Source organism: Aeromonas encheleia (assembly GCF_900637545.1).
Taxonomy (GTDB): domain Bacteria; phylum Pseudomonadota; class Gammaproteobacteria; order Enterobacterales; family Aeromonadaceae; genus Aeromonas; species Aeromonas encheleia.
The window spans coordinates 4,203,068-4,216,966 of sequence record NZ_LR134376.1 but is presented as its reverse complement, the minus strand read 5'-3'; the positions used below and the strand labels follow the sequence as shown (position 1 = coordinate 4,216,966).

At 63.8% G+C, this 13,899-nt stretch carries 15 protein-coding genes and 1 pseudogene; 5 read left to right on the top strand and 11 right to left on the bottom strand.

Annotated elements, in window-relative coordinates; genetic code table 11:
- Positions 1-20 precede the first annotated feature (20 nt).
- From EL255_RS19605 to EL255_RS19595, 3 genes and pseudogenes are all read right to left on the bottom strand, one after another.
- Positions 21-119: pseudogene (locus EL255_RS19605) on the bottom strand (EamA family transporter); the annotation flags it as partial.
- 17 nt (positions 120-136) lie between these two features.
- Positions 137-1,048, bottom strand: a complete 912-nt coding sequence (locus tag EL255_RS19600; RefSeq protein ID WP_042653417.1) for a DMT family transporter — start codon at positions 1,046-1,048, stop codon at positions 137-139.
- 168 nt (positions 1,049-1,216) lie between these two features.
- Positions 1,217-1,657: a DUF2214 family protein gene (locus EL255_RS19595; protein ID WP_042653416.1), complete on the bottom strand. Its 441-nt coding sequence runs from the start codon at positions 1,655-1,657 to the stop codon at positions 1,217-1,219.
- Between the two features lie 167 nt (positions 1,658-1,824).
- Between EL255_RS19595 and EL255_RS19590 the strand changes: the two genes are divergently transcribed.
- Complete coding sequence (locus EL255_RS19590) at positions 1,825-3,387, top strand: sensor domain-containing diguanylate cyclase (protein WP_042653415.1); 1,563 nt, start codon at positions 1,825-1,827, stop codon at positions 3,385-3,387.
- 15 nt (positions 3,388-3,402) lie between these two features.
- Here EL255_RS19590 and EL255_RS19585 read toward each other — a convergent pair whose 3' ends face one another.
- From EL255_RS19585 to EL255_RS19560, 6 genes are all read right to left on the bottom strand, one after another.
- The gene (locus tag EL255_RS19585; protein ID WP_042653414.1) at positions 3,403-4,062 is read right to left on the bottom strand and encodes an HAD family hydrolase; all 660 of its coding nucleotides are present in this window, start codon (positions 4,060-4,062) and stop codon (positions 3,403-3,405) included.
- 73 nt (positions 4,063-4,135) lie between these two features.
- Complete coding sequence (locus tag EL255_RS19580; RefSeq protein ID WP_042653413.1) at positions 4,136-5,143, bottom strand: ABC transporter ATP-binding protein; 1,008 nt, start codon at positions 5,141-5,143, stop codon at positions 4,136-4,138.
- Between the two features lie 6 nt (positions 5,144-5,149).
- On the bottom strand, positions 5,150-5,926 hold the full coding sequence (locus EL255_RS19575; protein ID WP_042653412.1) for an ABC transporter permease: 777 nt from the start codon (positions 5,924-5,926) through the stop codon (positions 5,150-5,152).
- 95 nt (positions 5,927-6,021) lie between these two features.
- Entirely contained in the window at positions 6,022-6,918 is an 897-nt protein-coding gene (locus tag EL255_RS19570; RefSeq protein WP_042653411.1) for an ABC transporter permease, read from the bottom strand.
- Positions 6,918-7,757, bottom strand: a complete 840-nt coding sequence (locus tag EL255_RS19565) for an alkaline phosphatase family protein (protein WP_042653410.1) — start codon at positions 7,755-7,757, stop codon at positions 6,918-6,920. The genes EL255_RS19570 and EL255_RS19565 overlap by 1 nt, the downstream gene beginning before the upstream one ends.
- A gap of 9 nt (positions 7,758-7,766) precedes the next feature.
- Entirely contained in the window at positions 7,767-8,813 is a 1,047-nt protein-coding gene (locus EL255_RS19560; protein WP_084228333.1) for an ABC transporter substrate-binding protein, read from the bottom strand.
- A gap of 239 nt (positions 8,814-9,052) precedes the next feature.
- Between EL255_RS19560 and EL255_RS19555 the strand changes: the two genes are divergently transcribed.
- Positions 9,053-9,838, top strand: coding sequence for a UTRA domain-containing protein (locus tag EL255_RS19555; protein WP_042653408.1), 786 nt, complete (start codon positions 9,053-9,055; stop codon positions 9,836-9,838).
- A 155-nt stretch (positions 9,839-9,993) separates the two neighbouring features.
- On the opposite strand, the gene EL255_RS19550 is transcribed toward EL255_RS19555, so the two are convergent.
- Both EL255_RS19550 and EL255_RS19545 read right to left on the bottom strand, forming a co-directional pair.
- The gene (locus EL255_RS19550) at positions 9,994-10,758 is read right to left on the bottom strand and encodes a helix-turn-helix domain-containing protein (RefSeq protein WP_042653407.1); all 765 of its coding nucleotides are present in this window, start codon (positions 10,756-10,758) and stop codon (positions 9,994-9,996) included.
- Between the two features lie 442 nt (positions 10,759-11,200).
- Complete coding sequence (locus EL255_RS19545) at positions 11,201-12,115, bottom strand: LysR family transcriptional regulator (RefSeq protein ID WP_042653406.1); 915 nt, start codon at positions 12,113-12,115, stop codon at positions 11,201-11,203.
- Positions 12,116-12,370: 255 nt separating this feature from the next.
- Between EL255_RS19545 and EL255_RS19540 the strand changes: the two genes are divergently transcribed.
- The 3 genes from EL255_RS19540 (at position 12,371) to EL255_RS19530 (ending at position 13,897) form a co-directional block, all read left to right on the top strand.
- Positions 12,371-12,703 carry a hypothetical protein gene (locus tag EL255_RS19540; protein WP_042653405.1) on the top strand — a complete coding sequence of 111 codons (333 nt, stop codon included), beginning with the start codon at positions 12,371-12,373 and terminating at the stop codon, positions 12,701-12,703.
- A 30-nt stretch (positions 12,704-12,733) separates the two neighbouring features.
- On the top strand, positions 12,734-13,420 hold the full coding sequence (locus EL255_RS19535; protein ID WP_042653404.1) for a pirin family protein: 687 nt from the start codon (positions 12,734-12,736) through the stop codon (positions 13,418-13,420).
- Positions 13,421-13,504: 84 nt separating this feature from the next.
- The gene (locus EL255_RS19530) at positions 13,505-13,897 is read left to right on the top strand and encodes a DoxX family protein (RefSeq protein ID WP_042653403.1); all 393 of its coding nucleotides are present in this window, start codon (positions 13,505-13,507) and stop codon (positions 13,895-13,897) included.
- Positions 13,898-13,899: the final 2 nt, after the last annotated feature.

Sequence of the window (13,899 nt, the reverse complement as noted above, 5' to 3'; positions counted from 1 at the left end):
GGCCGATGATGACGCGCTCGTCAAGACTGGCTGGGCACCTTGTCCCGGCGGGATTTCCACCACCAGCGCAGCCGGATCTGGGAGATGAGCATACCCGCCAGCATCAGGCTGCAGCCGACCGGTGATGACGCGCTCGTCAAGACTGGCTGGGCACCTTGTCCCGACGGGACTTCCACCACCAGCGCAGCCGGATCTGGGAGATGAGCATACCTGCCAGCATCAGGCTGCAACCGACGACGGCTCGCTCGTCCAGGGTCTCGCCGAGTAGCAGCACGCCCCCTATGGCGGCGAACACCGTCTCCAGGCTGAGGATGATGGCGGCGTGGGCCGGATGGGCGCCGCGCTGGCCGACCACCTGCAGGGTGTAGCCGATCCCGACCGACACCAGGCCGGCGTAGAGCAGCGCCTGCCAGCCCGCCACGGCGCCCGTCAGGGTCGGCGTCTCTATGACAAACGCCGTGCCAAGGCTGAGCAGGCCGCACACCACAAACTGCACCCCGGCGAGGCGGATAGGCGCGACCCGGTTCGAGTAGTGATCCAGCACCAGCAGATGGATGGCCCAGAACAGGGCGCCGGCGACCTGCAATAGATCCCCGTAACCCATGCTGAAGTCTTCGGTCACGCTGAGGTAGTAGAGCCCGGCCATGGCGATGAGGGCGCCGACCCAGGTGTTGGTCCCGGTCTTGTGACGCAGGGCCAGGCCGATGACGGGCACCAGTATGATGTAGAGGCCGGTGATGAAGCCCGCCTTGGCGGCCGTGGTGTAGAGCAGTCCCACCTGCTGCAGGGAGGCGGCACTGAACAGCACAGTGCCGGCGAGCAGGCCGCCGGTCAGCAGCAGCCGGTGATCGCCAGACGGTTGCCCGGGTTGTGGCCTGGGCTGGCGTGATTTGAGCCACCACAGCAGCGGCAGCAGGGAGGCTGCGCCGAGCAGGAAGCGCAGGCCGTTGAAGGTGAAAGGCCCCATGTGATCCATCCCCAGGCGCTGGGCGACGAAGCCCAGTCCCCAGATGGCGGCGGCCATCAATAACATCATGTTCGAACGCATACGGATTCATCCCTGAGCAGGCGGTAGAAGGGGCACTCCTGAGCCCCCTTGTCACGATACCCTCGTGCGGGGGGCTTTGTCGCCAGCGATTTGCATCTTTGGCTCGCGGGGGGAGGCGGTCAATCGCGGCGCAGTGGTGACGGCGGATCCTGATCAGCCTGCAACGCTTTAGCCATTGGCAATTTTGGCCAGCAAGGGCAGCAGGGCGAGCAGCAGCAGGTTGCCGCGCAGGATCCAGATCACCCAGAACTGCTGCTGGATGGAGACCAGGGGCGGGCGCCCCTGGCGCAGGGAGCGGCGCCAGTGATGGAACAGCCGGCTCGGATAGCCGAAGCTGATGGCCATGCCGAAGAACAGCAGCAGCTTGGTGCGATAGCCGGGGTTGGCGAGCAGAGTGACCGGCGCCACCGGGTGGGCGAGCAGCAGCAAGACGCCGGTGATGAAGATGAGCAACAGCGCCACCGCCGCCAGGCTGTCTGCCAGCAGCAGCTTGCGAACCTGATCGATGGACATGCCGCGCCGGAACAGAAAATAGACCGAGGTCACGGCCCCGGTCAGGGTGATCACGGCGCAATAGTGCAGCGCCATCAACAGATCCGGGTTCAACATCGGAGCCAGTTCCCTCTCGTCGACCTCATCACAAGCTTCCTTTTGGACGCCATCCGGCGGGGCTGATATTCTGACACTACATCACATCTTACGGTAGCCGGGGGCCTGGATTGGCCAAGCGCGACAAGCGGGTTGTTACCACGCAAAACTGGTCCCTGGTTGCTCGCATGCGACTGGGGCTGGTATTGCTGTTTCTGCCGGTGCTGATGCTGGGCAGTATCTACTACCTGCACATGGAACGCAGCCTGCAAAGCGAGCTGCAGCAGCGCCTGCTCACCACCAATCAGCAGTTGCAGCACACCTTCATCGAGCCCTATCTCAACGAGCTTGAACGCCAGTTTATCCTGATTTACGACCGGGTGAAGGTCGAGGACTTCAGCGGCCCTGTCTTGCTGAACCCGGAACATTATCTGCGGGAGTGGGCACTCTACAAGGGGGTCATCGCCGATCTCAGCTATGCCTATGTGGGCACAGCTCAGGGCAACATGCTGATCTACCCCGCGCCTGAGGTACCTGCCGAGTACGATCCCAGGTCCCGCCCCTGGTACCAGCTGGCCAGCCAGCATGTGGGCCAGATGGTGTGGACCGAACCCTATCAGGGCTATGGCGACTATCAGAACATACTGATGGTCTCCCTGGCGCGGGCGCTGGTGGACAAGCAGGGCAGGGTGCAGGGCGTGCTGGCCATCGATGCCGTGCTGGCCCCCTTCTCGGCCCAGCTGAATCGCCAGCCGGGCTCGGGTTATCAGATGATCATCAACTCGTCCGGCAAGGTGCTGGCAGGGCCGGATCCCGAGCGGCTGCTCAAGTCAATGCCCTCTCCCCAATGGCGCACCCAGTTCAGCCAGAATGAGGGCATCTTCCTGGATGCCGAGTCCCGGCAGTACGTGGCCTACCGTCGCCTGCCCCGCTGGAACTGGGTGCTGATCAGCGTCCAGCCTGCGGCCAGCGTGCAGGCCGTGGTGACGAGCGCCTCCCTCAACGTGCTGGGGGTGGTGGTGCTGGCCAGCGTGCTCTATGTGCTGCTGGCCCTGCTCTGGGCCCGCAACTTCAGGCGCATGCTCGACGAGATCTCAACCATGATCCGGGCCAGCCGCCTGCGCCCCGACGATGTGCCTCAGGGGGGGATGCGCGAGCTCAGTCGGGTCTATGCCGAGCTGGCCGAGGTGAGCAAGGATTATCATGAGGTGCGCCAGCAGGCCAACATGGACAAGCTGACCGGCCTCTACAACCGGCGCTTCTTCGATGAGCGGCTGCAGCACCTGCTGCTCGAGCAGCAGCCCTTCTGCCTGGCCATGCTGGATCTCGACAACTTCAAGCGGGTCAACGATACCTACGGCCACCACACCGGGGACGTGGTGCTCAAGCGGGTGGCCGCGCTCGGCAACCAGCTGCTGGGGGATCATGGCTGGGTCTGCCGCTACGGCGGCGAGGAGCTGATGGTGCTGCTGGTCAAGTCGGATGTGCACTTCTGCCTGATGCTGCTCGAGCAGTTCCGGCTCGGGGTTACCTCGCTGGACTGGCGCGAACCCGGCCTCAGGCTGACCTTCAGCGGCGGGCTGGTGGCCAGTGCGTCCGGTCTGGATGCCAAGGGCCTGCTGGAGATCGTCGATGCCGAGGTGTATCGCGCCAAGCGGGATGGCAAGAACCGCATCTACCTCGGCCAGCCGCCCGGGCCGGCCGAGGACGTCTCGCCCCAGGGGAGCCTGCTGAGCAACGAAGAGACCTGAGGGTCTCTTCTGTTTTCAGGCCGCCAGCCGCCAGCTCAGGGTCGGCCAGCTCAGCGCCTCGGCGACCTGGCGCAGGCTGGGGGCGGGGTTGACCGCATGGGGATGGGCCACCGCCCGCAGCAGCGGCAGATCGTTGTGGGAGTCGCTGTAGCCGTGGCTCCCCTGCCAGAGTCCGGCCTGGCCGGCGAACAGCTGCTCGATGCGGGCCACCTTGCCCTCTCTAAAGCTGAGGGTGCCTCTGGTCTGGCCGGTCAGCATGCCCTGCTGCTCCTCCAGCAGGATGGCGACGCAGTGATCCATCCCCAGCATCCTGGCCATGGGCGCCACCAGATGCTCGCCGGAGGCGGAGATCAGCACCAGCTCGTCACCGCGCTTCCGATGCCACTCGATGCGGGCCAGCCCCTCCGGGTAGATCCGCTCCCGCAGCACCCGCTCGGCGAAGTGCTGACACTGCTGATCCAGCCAGTGGCGGGACTTGCCCACCAGGGGCTGCAGGGTGAAGGCCATGTACTGGTGCATGTCCATCTTGCCCTGATGGTAGAGGGACATCATGGCCTGCTCCTCGGCGACCATGGCTGCCGGGGCCAGCTCCTGCGCCGCCATGTGCTCCAGCCAGAGGCTGGCGGAATCCCCGGCAATCAGGGTCTCGTCCAAATCAAAGAGTGCCAGTGCCATATCGGCTCCTTGCTATTAAAACGGCGGTCACGCTGGCGGCGCAACCGGTGAAAAGAGAGTGCATGCCAAGGGGTTATGCTACCTCACACAGCTGATCCCGGGCGACCGTCAGGGTGACTGTGGTGCCCACCGCCAGCAGATCCCGGGCCGAGCGGTTGAGCAGATCCACCGTCAGCAGGCCCGCCGCGCACTCCACCTGGTAGCGGATGACGTTGCCGAGCAACTGCTGCTGGCGCACTATGCCGGGCAGGCTGGGATCCTGGCTCAGGGCGCCCGCCGGCAGCAGGTTGATGGACTCGGGCCGCAGGGCCAGCCGGGTATGAATGTGAGAGCCGCAGAGGACGCTGGCCTGCTGCGGGGTCAGCAGGTTGTAGTGGCCGATGAAGCTCGCCACGAAGGCGCTGGCGGGCCTGGTGTAGATCTGCTCCGGCGTGCCGCTCTGCACTATGGCGCCCTCGTTCATCAGGAACACCCGATCCGACAGGGTCAGCGCCTCCTCCTGATCGTGGGTGACGAACAGGGTGGTCAGCTCGAGCCGCTGCTGGATCTCGCGGATCTGCAGGCGCAGGCTGCGACGGATGCGGGCATCCAGGGCCGACAGCGGTTCGTCCAGCAGAAGGATCCGCGGGCGCACCACCAGGGCGCGGGCCAGGGCGACCCGCTGGCGCTGGCCGCCGGAGAGCTCGCTCGGGTAACGGCGCTCGAAGCCGTCCAGCTCCACCAGACCGATCGCCTCCCGTACGCTGGCGGTCAGCTCCCGCCCCGGCTGGGGTTTCATTCTGAGGCCGAAGGCCACGTTGTCCCACACCGTCATGTTGGGGAACAGGGCATAGCTCTGGAACACCATGCCGATGCCCCGTTTCTGGGGCGCCTGCCAGGTGATGTCCTCGCCGGCCACCCGCACCTGGCCGCCGTCGACCGGGGTCAGCCCGGCCAGGGCCCGCAGCAGGGTGGACTTGCCGCAGCCGGAGGGGCCGAGCAGGGTCACCAGCTCCCCCTTGCGGATGCCGAATTCGATCCCTTCAAAGACCCTGGTCTCGCCGTAGGACTTGTGCAGTTGGCTTACTTCTAGATGGAACATGTTGGATCACCGATGGAATCTGTTCGCCGCCCAGGTGAGCAGCAGGGTCAGCAGGAAGTAGCTCATCACCAGCGCGCTGGTGAAGTGGCCCGAGGTGGATCTCATGTTGTAGAGATAGACCTGCAGCGTCTCGTAGCGGGTACCCACCAGCATGTTGGCGAACACGAACTCGCCGAGCAGGAAGGAGAGTGACAGGAACAGCGCCGCCAGCAGTCCCTTGCGCAGGCAGGGCAGCACCACCAGGGCGAAGGCGCGTCCGCTGCTGGCGCCGAGCAGGTGGGCGGCATCCATCAGATCCTTGAGCGGCACCCCCTGCAGGCTGTTGGCCAGTGCCCGGTACATGAAGGGCAGCACTATGGTGAACCAGGTGCCGATCAGGATCCAGGGCGTGCCGATGAGGGGCAGTGGGCCGCTTGAGTAGATCTGCAGCAGCCCCACCGAGGAGACCACGGGCGGCACCGCGAAGGGCAGCAGGATCAGCAGGTTCATCCAGGGATCCAGCCGGGGGAAGTAGTAGGCCACCACCAGCACGGTCGGCACCAGCACCAGGGTGCCCAGCAGCAGGGTCGCGAAGCAGACCAGCAGGCTGCGGCCGAAGGCGGCCAGGAAACGCGGATCCCCCCACAGTTTCAGATACCAGTCGAGGGTGAGGCCATCCGGCAGCAAGGTCGCCCCCCAGCGGGTGGAGAGGGAATAGACCAGGGTCGCCAGCAGGGGCAGCAGCAGGGTGGCTACCAGAGCGCCAAGCACCCAGCGCGGCCAGCTTGGTTTAAGGTCATGCATGTCGCGTCCTCCCGCCCTGATCGCGGCCCTTGCCACTGGCGCCTTGCGGCGGGTTGATGGCACCCAGCGTGCTCGATCCCAGACTCGGTTTAAGGTCACGCATGCTTGTTCCCCCTGTTCACATAACTCCTCTTCAGCAGCCACTGGTTGGCGGCCGTCACCACTCCCAGCAGCAGCATCAGGATCACCGCCAGCGCCGCCGCCAGATTGGGCTCGAGGAAGATGTCGCCGGAGACCAGGCTGGCCACCCGGATGGTCACCAGATTGAAGTTGCCAGTGGTGAGGGCGTAGGCGGAGGCATAGGCCCCCACGGCGTTGGCAAACAGGATGATCAGGGTACCGAGCAGGGCCGGGGTCAGCACCGGCAGCGCCACGTGCCACACATACTGCCGCTTGCTGGCACCGAGCAGGGCGGCGGCCTGGGGCCAGTCATCCTGCAGCGCATCGAAGGCCGGGTAGAGCAGCAAGAGGGCGAGGGGGATCTGGAAGTAGCTGTAGATGAGGATGAGCCCAGCGCCCGAATAGAGGTTGAAGCCGTCGATCCAGCCCCAGGACTTGAGCAGCAGGGTGAGGGCGCCGTTGATGCCGAGGATGATGATGAAGGCGAACGCCAGCGGCACGCCGCTGAAATTCCCGGTCATGGTGACAAACGCCAGTAGCACCCGCTTGACCCGCTCGCCGCTGTGGCGCAGCGCCGCCGCCCCGAGCGTGCCGATGACCAGCCCCGTCAGGCTGGCGATGCCGGCGATGCGCAGGGAGTTGCCAAACGACTGCAAATAGAAGGGGGAGCTGAGGATCTCCCGGTAATAACCCAGGCCCCAGCCATCCGGGGTCTGAAAGCTGCCCACCAGCACCCAGACCATGGGGGCGAGCTGGAACAGGATCAGCAACAGGGCGAAGGGCAGCAGCACCAGGGCTGGCAGCCAGTGGCGACGGACGGGGCGCGGGATCGACTTTTGATCAGTCAGGATCCGCGTGCTGGCAGGCATCATCAGTGCACCTCCCGCAGGCAGGCTGCCTTGAGCAGTTGGGGGCCGCGCGGCTTGTCGTGGGCAACCCCGAGCAGCTCGGCCATCAGGGCGCAGAGCTGGGTCTGTTGCAACTGCTGATCAGGCCCCTCCGGCCAGCGGCTGACGAAGGCATCGCCAAACAGCCAGAGCGGCACGTTGCGCTCCTCGGGCAGGGTGCCGCCGTGGCTCAGATCCTCGTTCATGCCGTGATCCGCGGTGACCAGCACCTGATAACCCTCTGCCAGCCACTGGGGCAGCAGATCGGCCAGCAGGCTGTCCATGCGCCGCGCCTGATTGCGGTACTGGCGGGAATCGAGCCCGAATCGGTGGCCCGCATCATCTACGCCCATGGGATGGATCAGCAGGAAGTCGGGATCGTGCTGGGTCCTGAGCCACTCGCCGTCCATCAGCAGATGGCTGTCGGGGTAGCCGTCGTCCCAGTAGAAGCAGCCGTGCTGGATCGGCAGCTGTTCGTCCTGGGTGAAGCGATCCCTGGCCACCTGCCAGGGGCTGCGATTGTAGAGCTCGCTCACCCAGTGATAGGCCGCGGCCGCGGTGCCTTTGCCGCCGGCGCGGGCAAGATGGAAGATGGAGTCGTGCTGGCTGAGTCGGCTGACGCCGTTGTGGGTGATGCCGCTCGACACCGGCGGCACCCCGGTCAGGATGCACTCGTAGAGCGGCCGGGAGAGGGAGGGCAGGGCGCAGCTCAGGGTCGTGAACAGCCCGCGTTCCGCCTCCACCATGCCTGTGAGGTAGCCCATGGCATGGGCTACCTCGGCAGATAGGCCATCCACAAGTACCAGTATCACCTTGTGTTGCACTGGCACTCCTTACTGCATGTTGATCATGACGGTTTCCTGCCACTGGCGCGGCAGGGCCTTGGAGCTCTGCTCCCAGGCGGCATGGTCGCTGACCGGTTTGGCGTTGGCGTATTGCTCGGCCGGCAGCAGCTTGGCCTTGACGTCATCCGGCAGCACCACGTTGCTGCGGATGGGGCGGGCGTAGCCGCGCGCCAGGTTGACCTGACCGGCGTCGGAGAGGATGTATTCCCGCGCCAGCTTGGCGGCGTTGGGGTTCTTGGCCCACTTGTTGATGATGGTGGTGTAACCGGCGATGACGGAGCCGTCGCTCGGGATCACCACGGCAAACTTGTTCGGATCTATCTGGTCGCGGTAGTTGAGGGCGTTGAAGTCCCACAGCACGCCCACCTCCACCTCACCCTTCTCGATGTTGGCGATGGTCGGGTCGTTCAGCGACAGGCGGCCCTGCTTGGCCAGCTGGCCAAACAGCTCCAATGCGGGCTTGAGATTCTTCTCGCTGCCGCCGGTGGCATAGGCCGCCGCCAGCACGCCGTTGTTGGCCTGGGAGGCGACACCCACATCCCCCAGGGTCACCTTGTAGTCACCGCCGAGCAGGGACTGCCAGCTGGTGGGGGCGGCCTTGACCAGATCCTTGTTGATCAGGAAGGCGATGGTGCCGGTATAGGCCAGCATCCAGTGGCCGTCCGCATCCTTGGCCCAGTTCGGGATGTCTGCCCAGGTGGAGGGTTTGTAGGGCTGGGTGACCCCCTGCTTGACCGCGACAGGGCCGAAGGCGCCGCCCACGTCGCCGATGTCGGCGGTGGCATTGTCCCGCTCGGCGGCGAACTTGGCGATCTCCTGGGCCGAGCTCATGTCGGTGTCCTGGTGCTTGATGCCGTAGACGCTGCCGATCTGCTGCCAGGTGTCCTTCCAGTTGGCCCAGCTGTCCGGCATGCCGATGCTGTTGAGCTGGCCTTCGCCGCGGGCGGCTTTCTCCAGATCCGCGATGTTGTCGGCGGCAAACAGTGGCTGACTGATGGCCGCCATGGCCAGTGCACTTGCGATCACGATTTTCATCATCCCATCCCTCTGGACTAGGTCAGTTAAGGTTCGAGAGGGATGCTAGAGGGGAAATATGACGGTGGCGGGGCGCTTTGATGGCAGTTTGATGACGGTCTCTGGTCGGATTGCCAATGAGCGTCAACTCGACGATGGCGGGACAGCGGGATGGCCGCTTGATGGCGGCGATCCTGTCATGGGGCTGTCATCCTGCCGGGTTACAACCCAGAGTCGATAGCGGCTGGTCTATGCCAGCCATGAGCCACAGGGACCCGACAGTGAGCAACCGCAGAGAGCCATCCAAGAGTGAACAGATTTGCCAGATCCTGCGCCGCTACATCGGCAGCGGCCAGCTGGGGGCGGGGCAACAGCTGCCCGCCGAGCGCGCCCTGAGCGAGCGCTTCGCCACCACCCGCATCACCATCAAGGAGGCGCTCTCCAGCCTCGAAGCGGACGGCCTCATCTACCGGGCCGAGCGGCGTGGCTGGTTCGTGGCGCCGCCCCGCCTCACCTACGACCCCGCCATCCATACCCACTTTCACCAGTGGATAGGCGAGCAGCAGCGCACCGCCGAAACCAGAGTGCTGGCCCACGGCGGTCAGCTTGCCAGCAGCGAACTGTGCCACTGGATGGGGCTGGCGCCCTTCACCCCGCTCTATGAAATCCGCCGCCAGCGGCTGATCGATGGGCGACCTGTGCTCCACGTCAGCCACCACCTGCTGGCGAGCCGATTTCCCGATATCGCCAGCGCGCCGCTGGCCAGCTCCCTCACCGAGCTCTACCAGCAGCGCTATGGCATAGGCCAGGGCGGGGCCAGCCTGGAGATCACCCCCTCGGCGGCACGGGGCCCCATCGCCCGCGCCCTCAACCTGGCGGAGGGGAGCGCGGTGCTGCGGCTGGTGCGGGTCAACTACGACGAGCGGGGTGGGCTGGTGGACTGCGACATCGAGCACTGGCGACCGGATGCGATCCGCATCAGCCTGGATACCCGGGCCCTGCAAGTCGCCAACGGGAGGCGCCTGCAGGAACCGATGCTGGATTAGGGACGCTCGGGGGCTATCCAGGCGGCGCGGGAGGGTTCAATGGCGATCCGCATCAGCCTGGATGGCCGTGCCATGCCGCCGCCCGACGAGGGGAGGCGACAGGCGCGGATAACAGGTGAGGAAGGCGCAGCGGATCCCGGCAGGATCCTGCGGGATCAGTTGTCGATGTTGGGGATCAGGTCGTCGAAGCTCTGGTAGCCGCAGTCGGCCAGCTGCAGCGACATGGTGTAGGTCTTGCTGCCCTCCCGCTGGCCGATGGCGGGGCGGTTGAGTTTGAGCTCCTGATGCCAGTACTCCTTCATGCGATCGATCAGCGCCAGCGCCTCGGCCTCGTCCAGATGGAGCTGACAGAGCGCCATGTAGTTGTTGGACTTGTGCATGTTCTCCACCAGATAGTCCCCCAGCACCGCCATGGCCTGCCTGGCCTGCTGGCGGGCGAAGCGGCTGTGCTGCTCGAAGCTGATACGCTCGCTGATGAGGAAGTGGTAGCTGTTGTCGATGCCGAGCTGCAGTATGCCGAGCTTCTCCAGCTTGCGCAGGTAGAGATAGCAGGAGGCATCGGTCAGGCCATACTCCCGCTTCAGATCGATCAGGGTCTTGTCGCGCCAGAAGATGTTGGCGAGGAAGGCGTAGAGCCCGGGCTCCTTGTGGAATGCCTCATCCTGCTCCTGGGTGAAGACGGCGCGGCGGCTCTGGGCATCCTGGGTGCGGTCCAGCAACTCCTCGAACGACAGTCCCACCAGGTGACAGATCTCCAGCAGGGTGTCGAATGGCAGGGAGGGCTTGTTCATCATCCGCTTGATGGTGGCGATGGAGACACCCATGGCCTCGGCCAGGGTCTGGTAACGGATCCCCTTGTCGGTCAGGGTCTTCTTCAGGGTGTCGAGAACATGGTTGGCCAGGGTCTGGCTGTAGGTCATGCAACTATTCCTTTATCTGCATTTTTAGTCGTGTCAGAAAGTGAGTTATTTTTCTGTTTTGGGCTCAGATTTTGACACCTGTAAAAACCAGAGGAAATAAACCCGGCGAAAACGGCTGAAATGGCCTGACCAGTTATGAGGCAAGGTGGCAGATAATGACACTCTACGGTGCATATCCTTCAACCTTTCAACATTTTGCTGGTGATGCATATTACATCGCACATAATTCAACTCGAATCGGATTCATGACCTTCCTGGTTGAGAAAACGATTGTTTGCTTCCAATTTAAGGGTTTTTTTAACCGCAAGGTTTTATTCTTTCCTGGCATTGAGCGGAACTCGCAAGAGGTCCGCTTTTTCTTTTGTCCGAATCTGAGCCTGCCGTCAAGGATGGGGCGCATTTTTCGACACTTTCCCCCGGATCTGGGCTCAAACCATAGGGCTCACTCCCCCTTGCAGGGGAACAGCTTGGGGATCTCCCGCACCAGCCAGCTCTTGGCCTTGCCCATGGTATCCCGCCGCCAGGCCAGCACGACCTGGATCTGATGGCGATACTCCGGGCCTATCACCTTGAGGCGCCCCGCCTTGATGTCCTCCTCGATCCAGCTCAGCGGCATGGTGCCCACGCCGATCCCGGCCAGCAGGGCGTCGCGCTTCTCGCTCATGGTGCTGACGGTGAGGCGCGGCTGCTTGTCGAGCAGCCGATAGGTGAGCACGGGTTTGCGCAGCGCCGAGTCGGCGATGGCGATGGCGCGGTAGCGGCGCAGGGTATCGTCCGCCAGGGGTTCAGGCTCCTGGTGCAGCGGGTGATCCGGGTGGGCGACATAGAGCATCACCTCCTCCTGCAGCGGCTGGTGCTTGATGCCGGTCAGCATGATGTCGGGGTTGAGGGAGGAGATGAGAAGGTCGGCCCGGCCATCTTCCAGGCACTCCCAACTGCCCGCCAGCACCTCGGCCCGCAGCCGCAGCCGGGTGTCGGTGAGCTCGGCCAGGCGCTCCACCAGCGGGTAGAGCGCCTGCAGCGGCACCAGGGCATCCACGGCTATGGTGATGTCGGTCTCCCAGCCACGGGCCAGGGCCCGGGTCTCCCCCACCAGATGCTCGGCGGCCTCTAGCAGCACTCGGCCCCGCTCCAGCAGCATGCGCCCGGCCGGGGTGAACTTGGTGCGATGGCCGCTGCGATCGAACAGCATGGCGCCCAGCTCGTCTTCCAGCTTCTGTACCGTGTAGCTCAGCGCCGACGGCACCTTGCCCAGTTCATCGGCGGCGGCCGCGAAGCTGCCACGGCGCTCGATGGCATCCAGCACCCGGATGGCCTCCAGGGTCAGCGCCCGCTCCTTGTTCCCATCTTTGGCCATATCTACCCTTCAATTTTTTTGAATATGTTTGCCAGATTATCTCGCTAACAAGTTAAGACAAGCGACTCTATTATTCAATCACCGCTCGGACAGGATGGTTCAGCGACCAAATAAGTGCAGTTCAAGGCTGTGACCCCTCTCAAACAGGCGGTCAGTCGTCAGTAAAAGAACAACATAATATTTGAATAGTCTCTTGCATGGAGGCATTGGCCCAGGCTGAACGGCCTATCAATGACATAACAATTCAAGAGAGAAATGAGCATGAAAAACCTAATCAAGATGCTGGCCGTTGCAGGCCTGATGACCGCTGGTGCCGCCCAGGCAAGTGTCCCCGCCGACTTCAACGCCGCGCCTGGGGTCCTGTTTGTCAACTGGCAGGCCAGTGCCGCCGTCGACGGCCCTGCCAACCCCATGCTGGAGGTGCGTGACGAGTCTGGCGATGTGCTGGCATCCGTCCACGCCAGCCTGACGGGCACCCAGCAGGTGAAGATCCCGAGCCGCACCCAGGGCAACCTGACGGTCAGCCTGGGTGATCAGAGCAGCAGCTACCGCATCCCGTACGGGGTGGGTGGCGGTCGCCAGCGTTAATCAACCATATCGATATTTGAGGAGCACACCATGATGAAATTGAGAGCCGCAGAAGAGCGAGGTCATGCCAACTTTGGCTGGCTGGACGCGCGTCACAGCTTCTCGTTCGGGCACTACTATGACCCGGACTGGATGGGACACTCGGTCTTGCGGGTCATCAATCAGGATCTGGTGTCGCCGGGTGGCGGTTTCGCCACCCACCCTCATGCCAACATGGAGATCCTGACCTGCGTGCTGAGAGGCACCATAGAGCACAGGGACAGCCTCGGTCATGCCGAGCAGATCCCGGCCGGGGATTTCCAGCTGATGAGCGCAGGGTCCGGCATCCGGCACAGCGAGTACAACCCCTCGCAGACCGAGCCGCTCTCCCTGTTGCAGATCTGGATCGAGCCGAATGAATACGGCACTACCCCAGGCTATCAGCAGAAGAAGATAGAAGCCCAGCCCGGGCTGACGCTGGTGGCGTCACCCGAGGGTGAGGAAGGATCCTTCAGGATCCGCCAACAGGCCAAGGTATGGCGACTGCAACTTGCCGCGGGGGAGACCCTCGAATGGGCATTGCAAGGTCGGCATGGTTACCTGCATATGATCTCGGGGGAGCTGACTGGCAACGGTTTGGCTGCCCGACCCGGCGATGGCCTGCTCAGCCGTGACGAGCAGGCCTGGGTGCTCACCGCCTCCCAGGCCAGTGAGGCCCTGTTATTTGATCTGCCCTGATAAATAAATCTTGGCGAAATGAATGAGTTAACAATTCGGTCTTACACTATTAACACAGTTATGGGTAATCAAAGGAATCTGATGATGGACAAGATGAAAGACGTGGCACTGCTGGTGGGTCGTGTACTGCTGGCGCTGATGTTTGTGATTGCAGGCTGGGGCAAGATCGGCGGTTATGCCGGTACCCAGGGTTACATGGAAGCCATGGGCGTGCCCGGGGCCGTGCTGCCGCTGGTGATCCTGCTGGAGCTGGGTGGCGGTCTCGCCATAGTGCTGGGCCTGTTTACCCGTAGCATCGCCGTGCTGCTTGCCGGTTTCACCCTGATGGCGGCCTTCCTCTTCCACTATCAGCCTGCCGAACAGATGCAGATGCTGATGTTCATGAAGAACCTCTCCATCGCCGGTGGCTTCCTGGCCCTGGCGGCGGCCGGTGCGGGGGCCTTCAGCCTGGATGCCCGTCTCGGCAAGAACTGGTAATA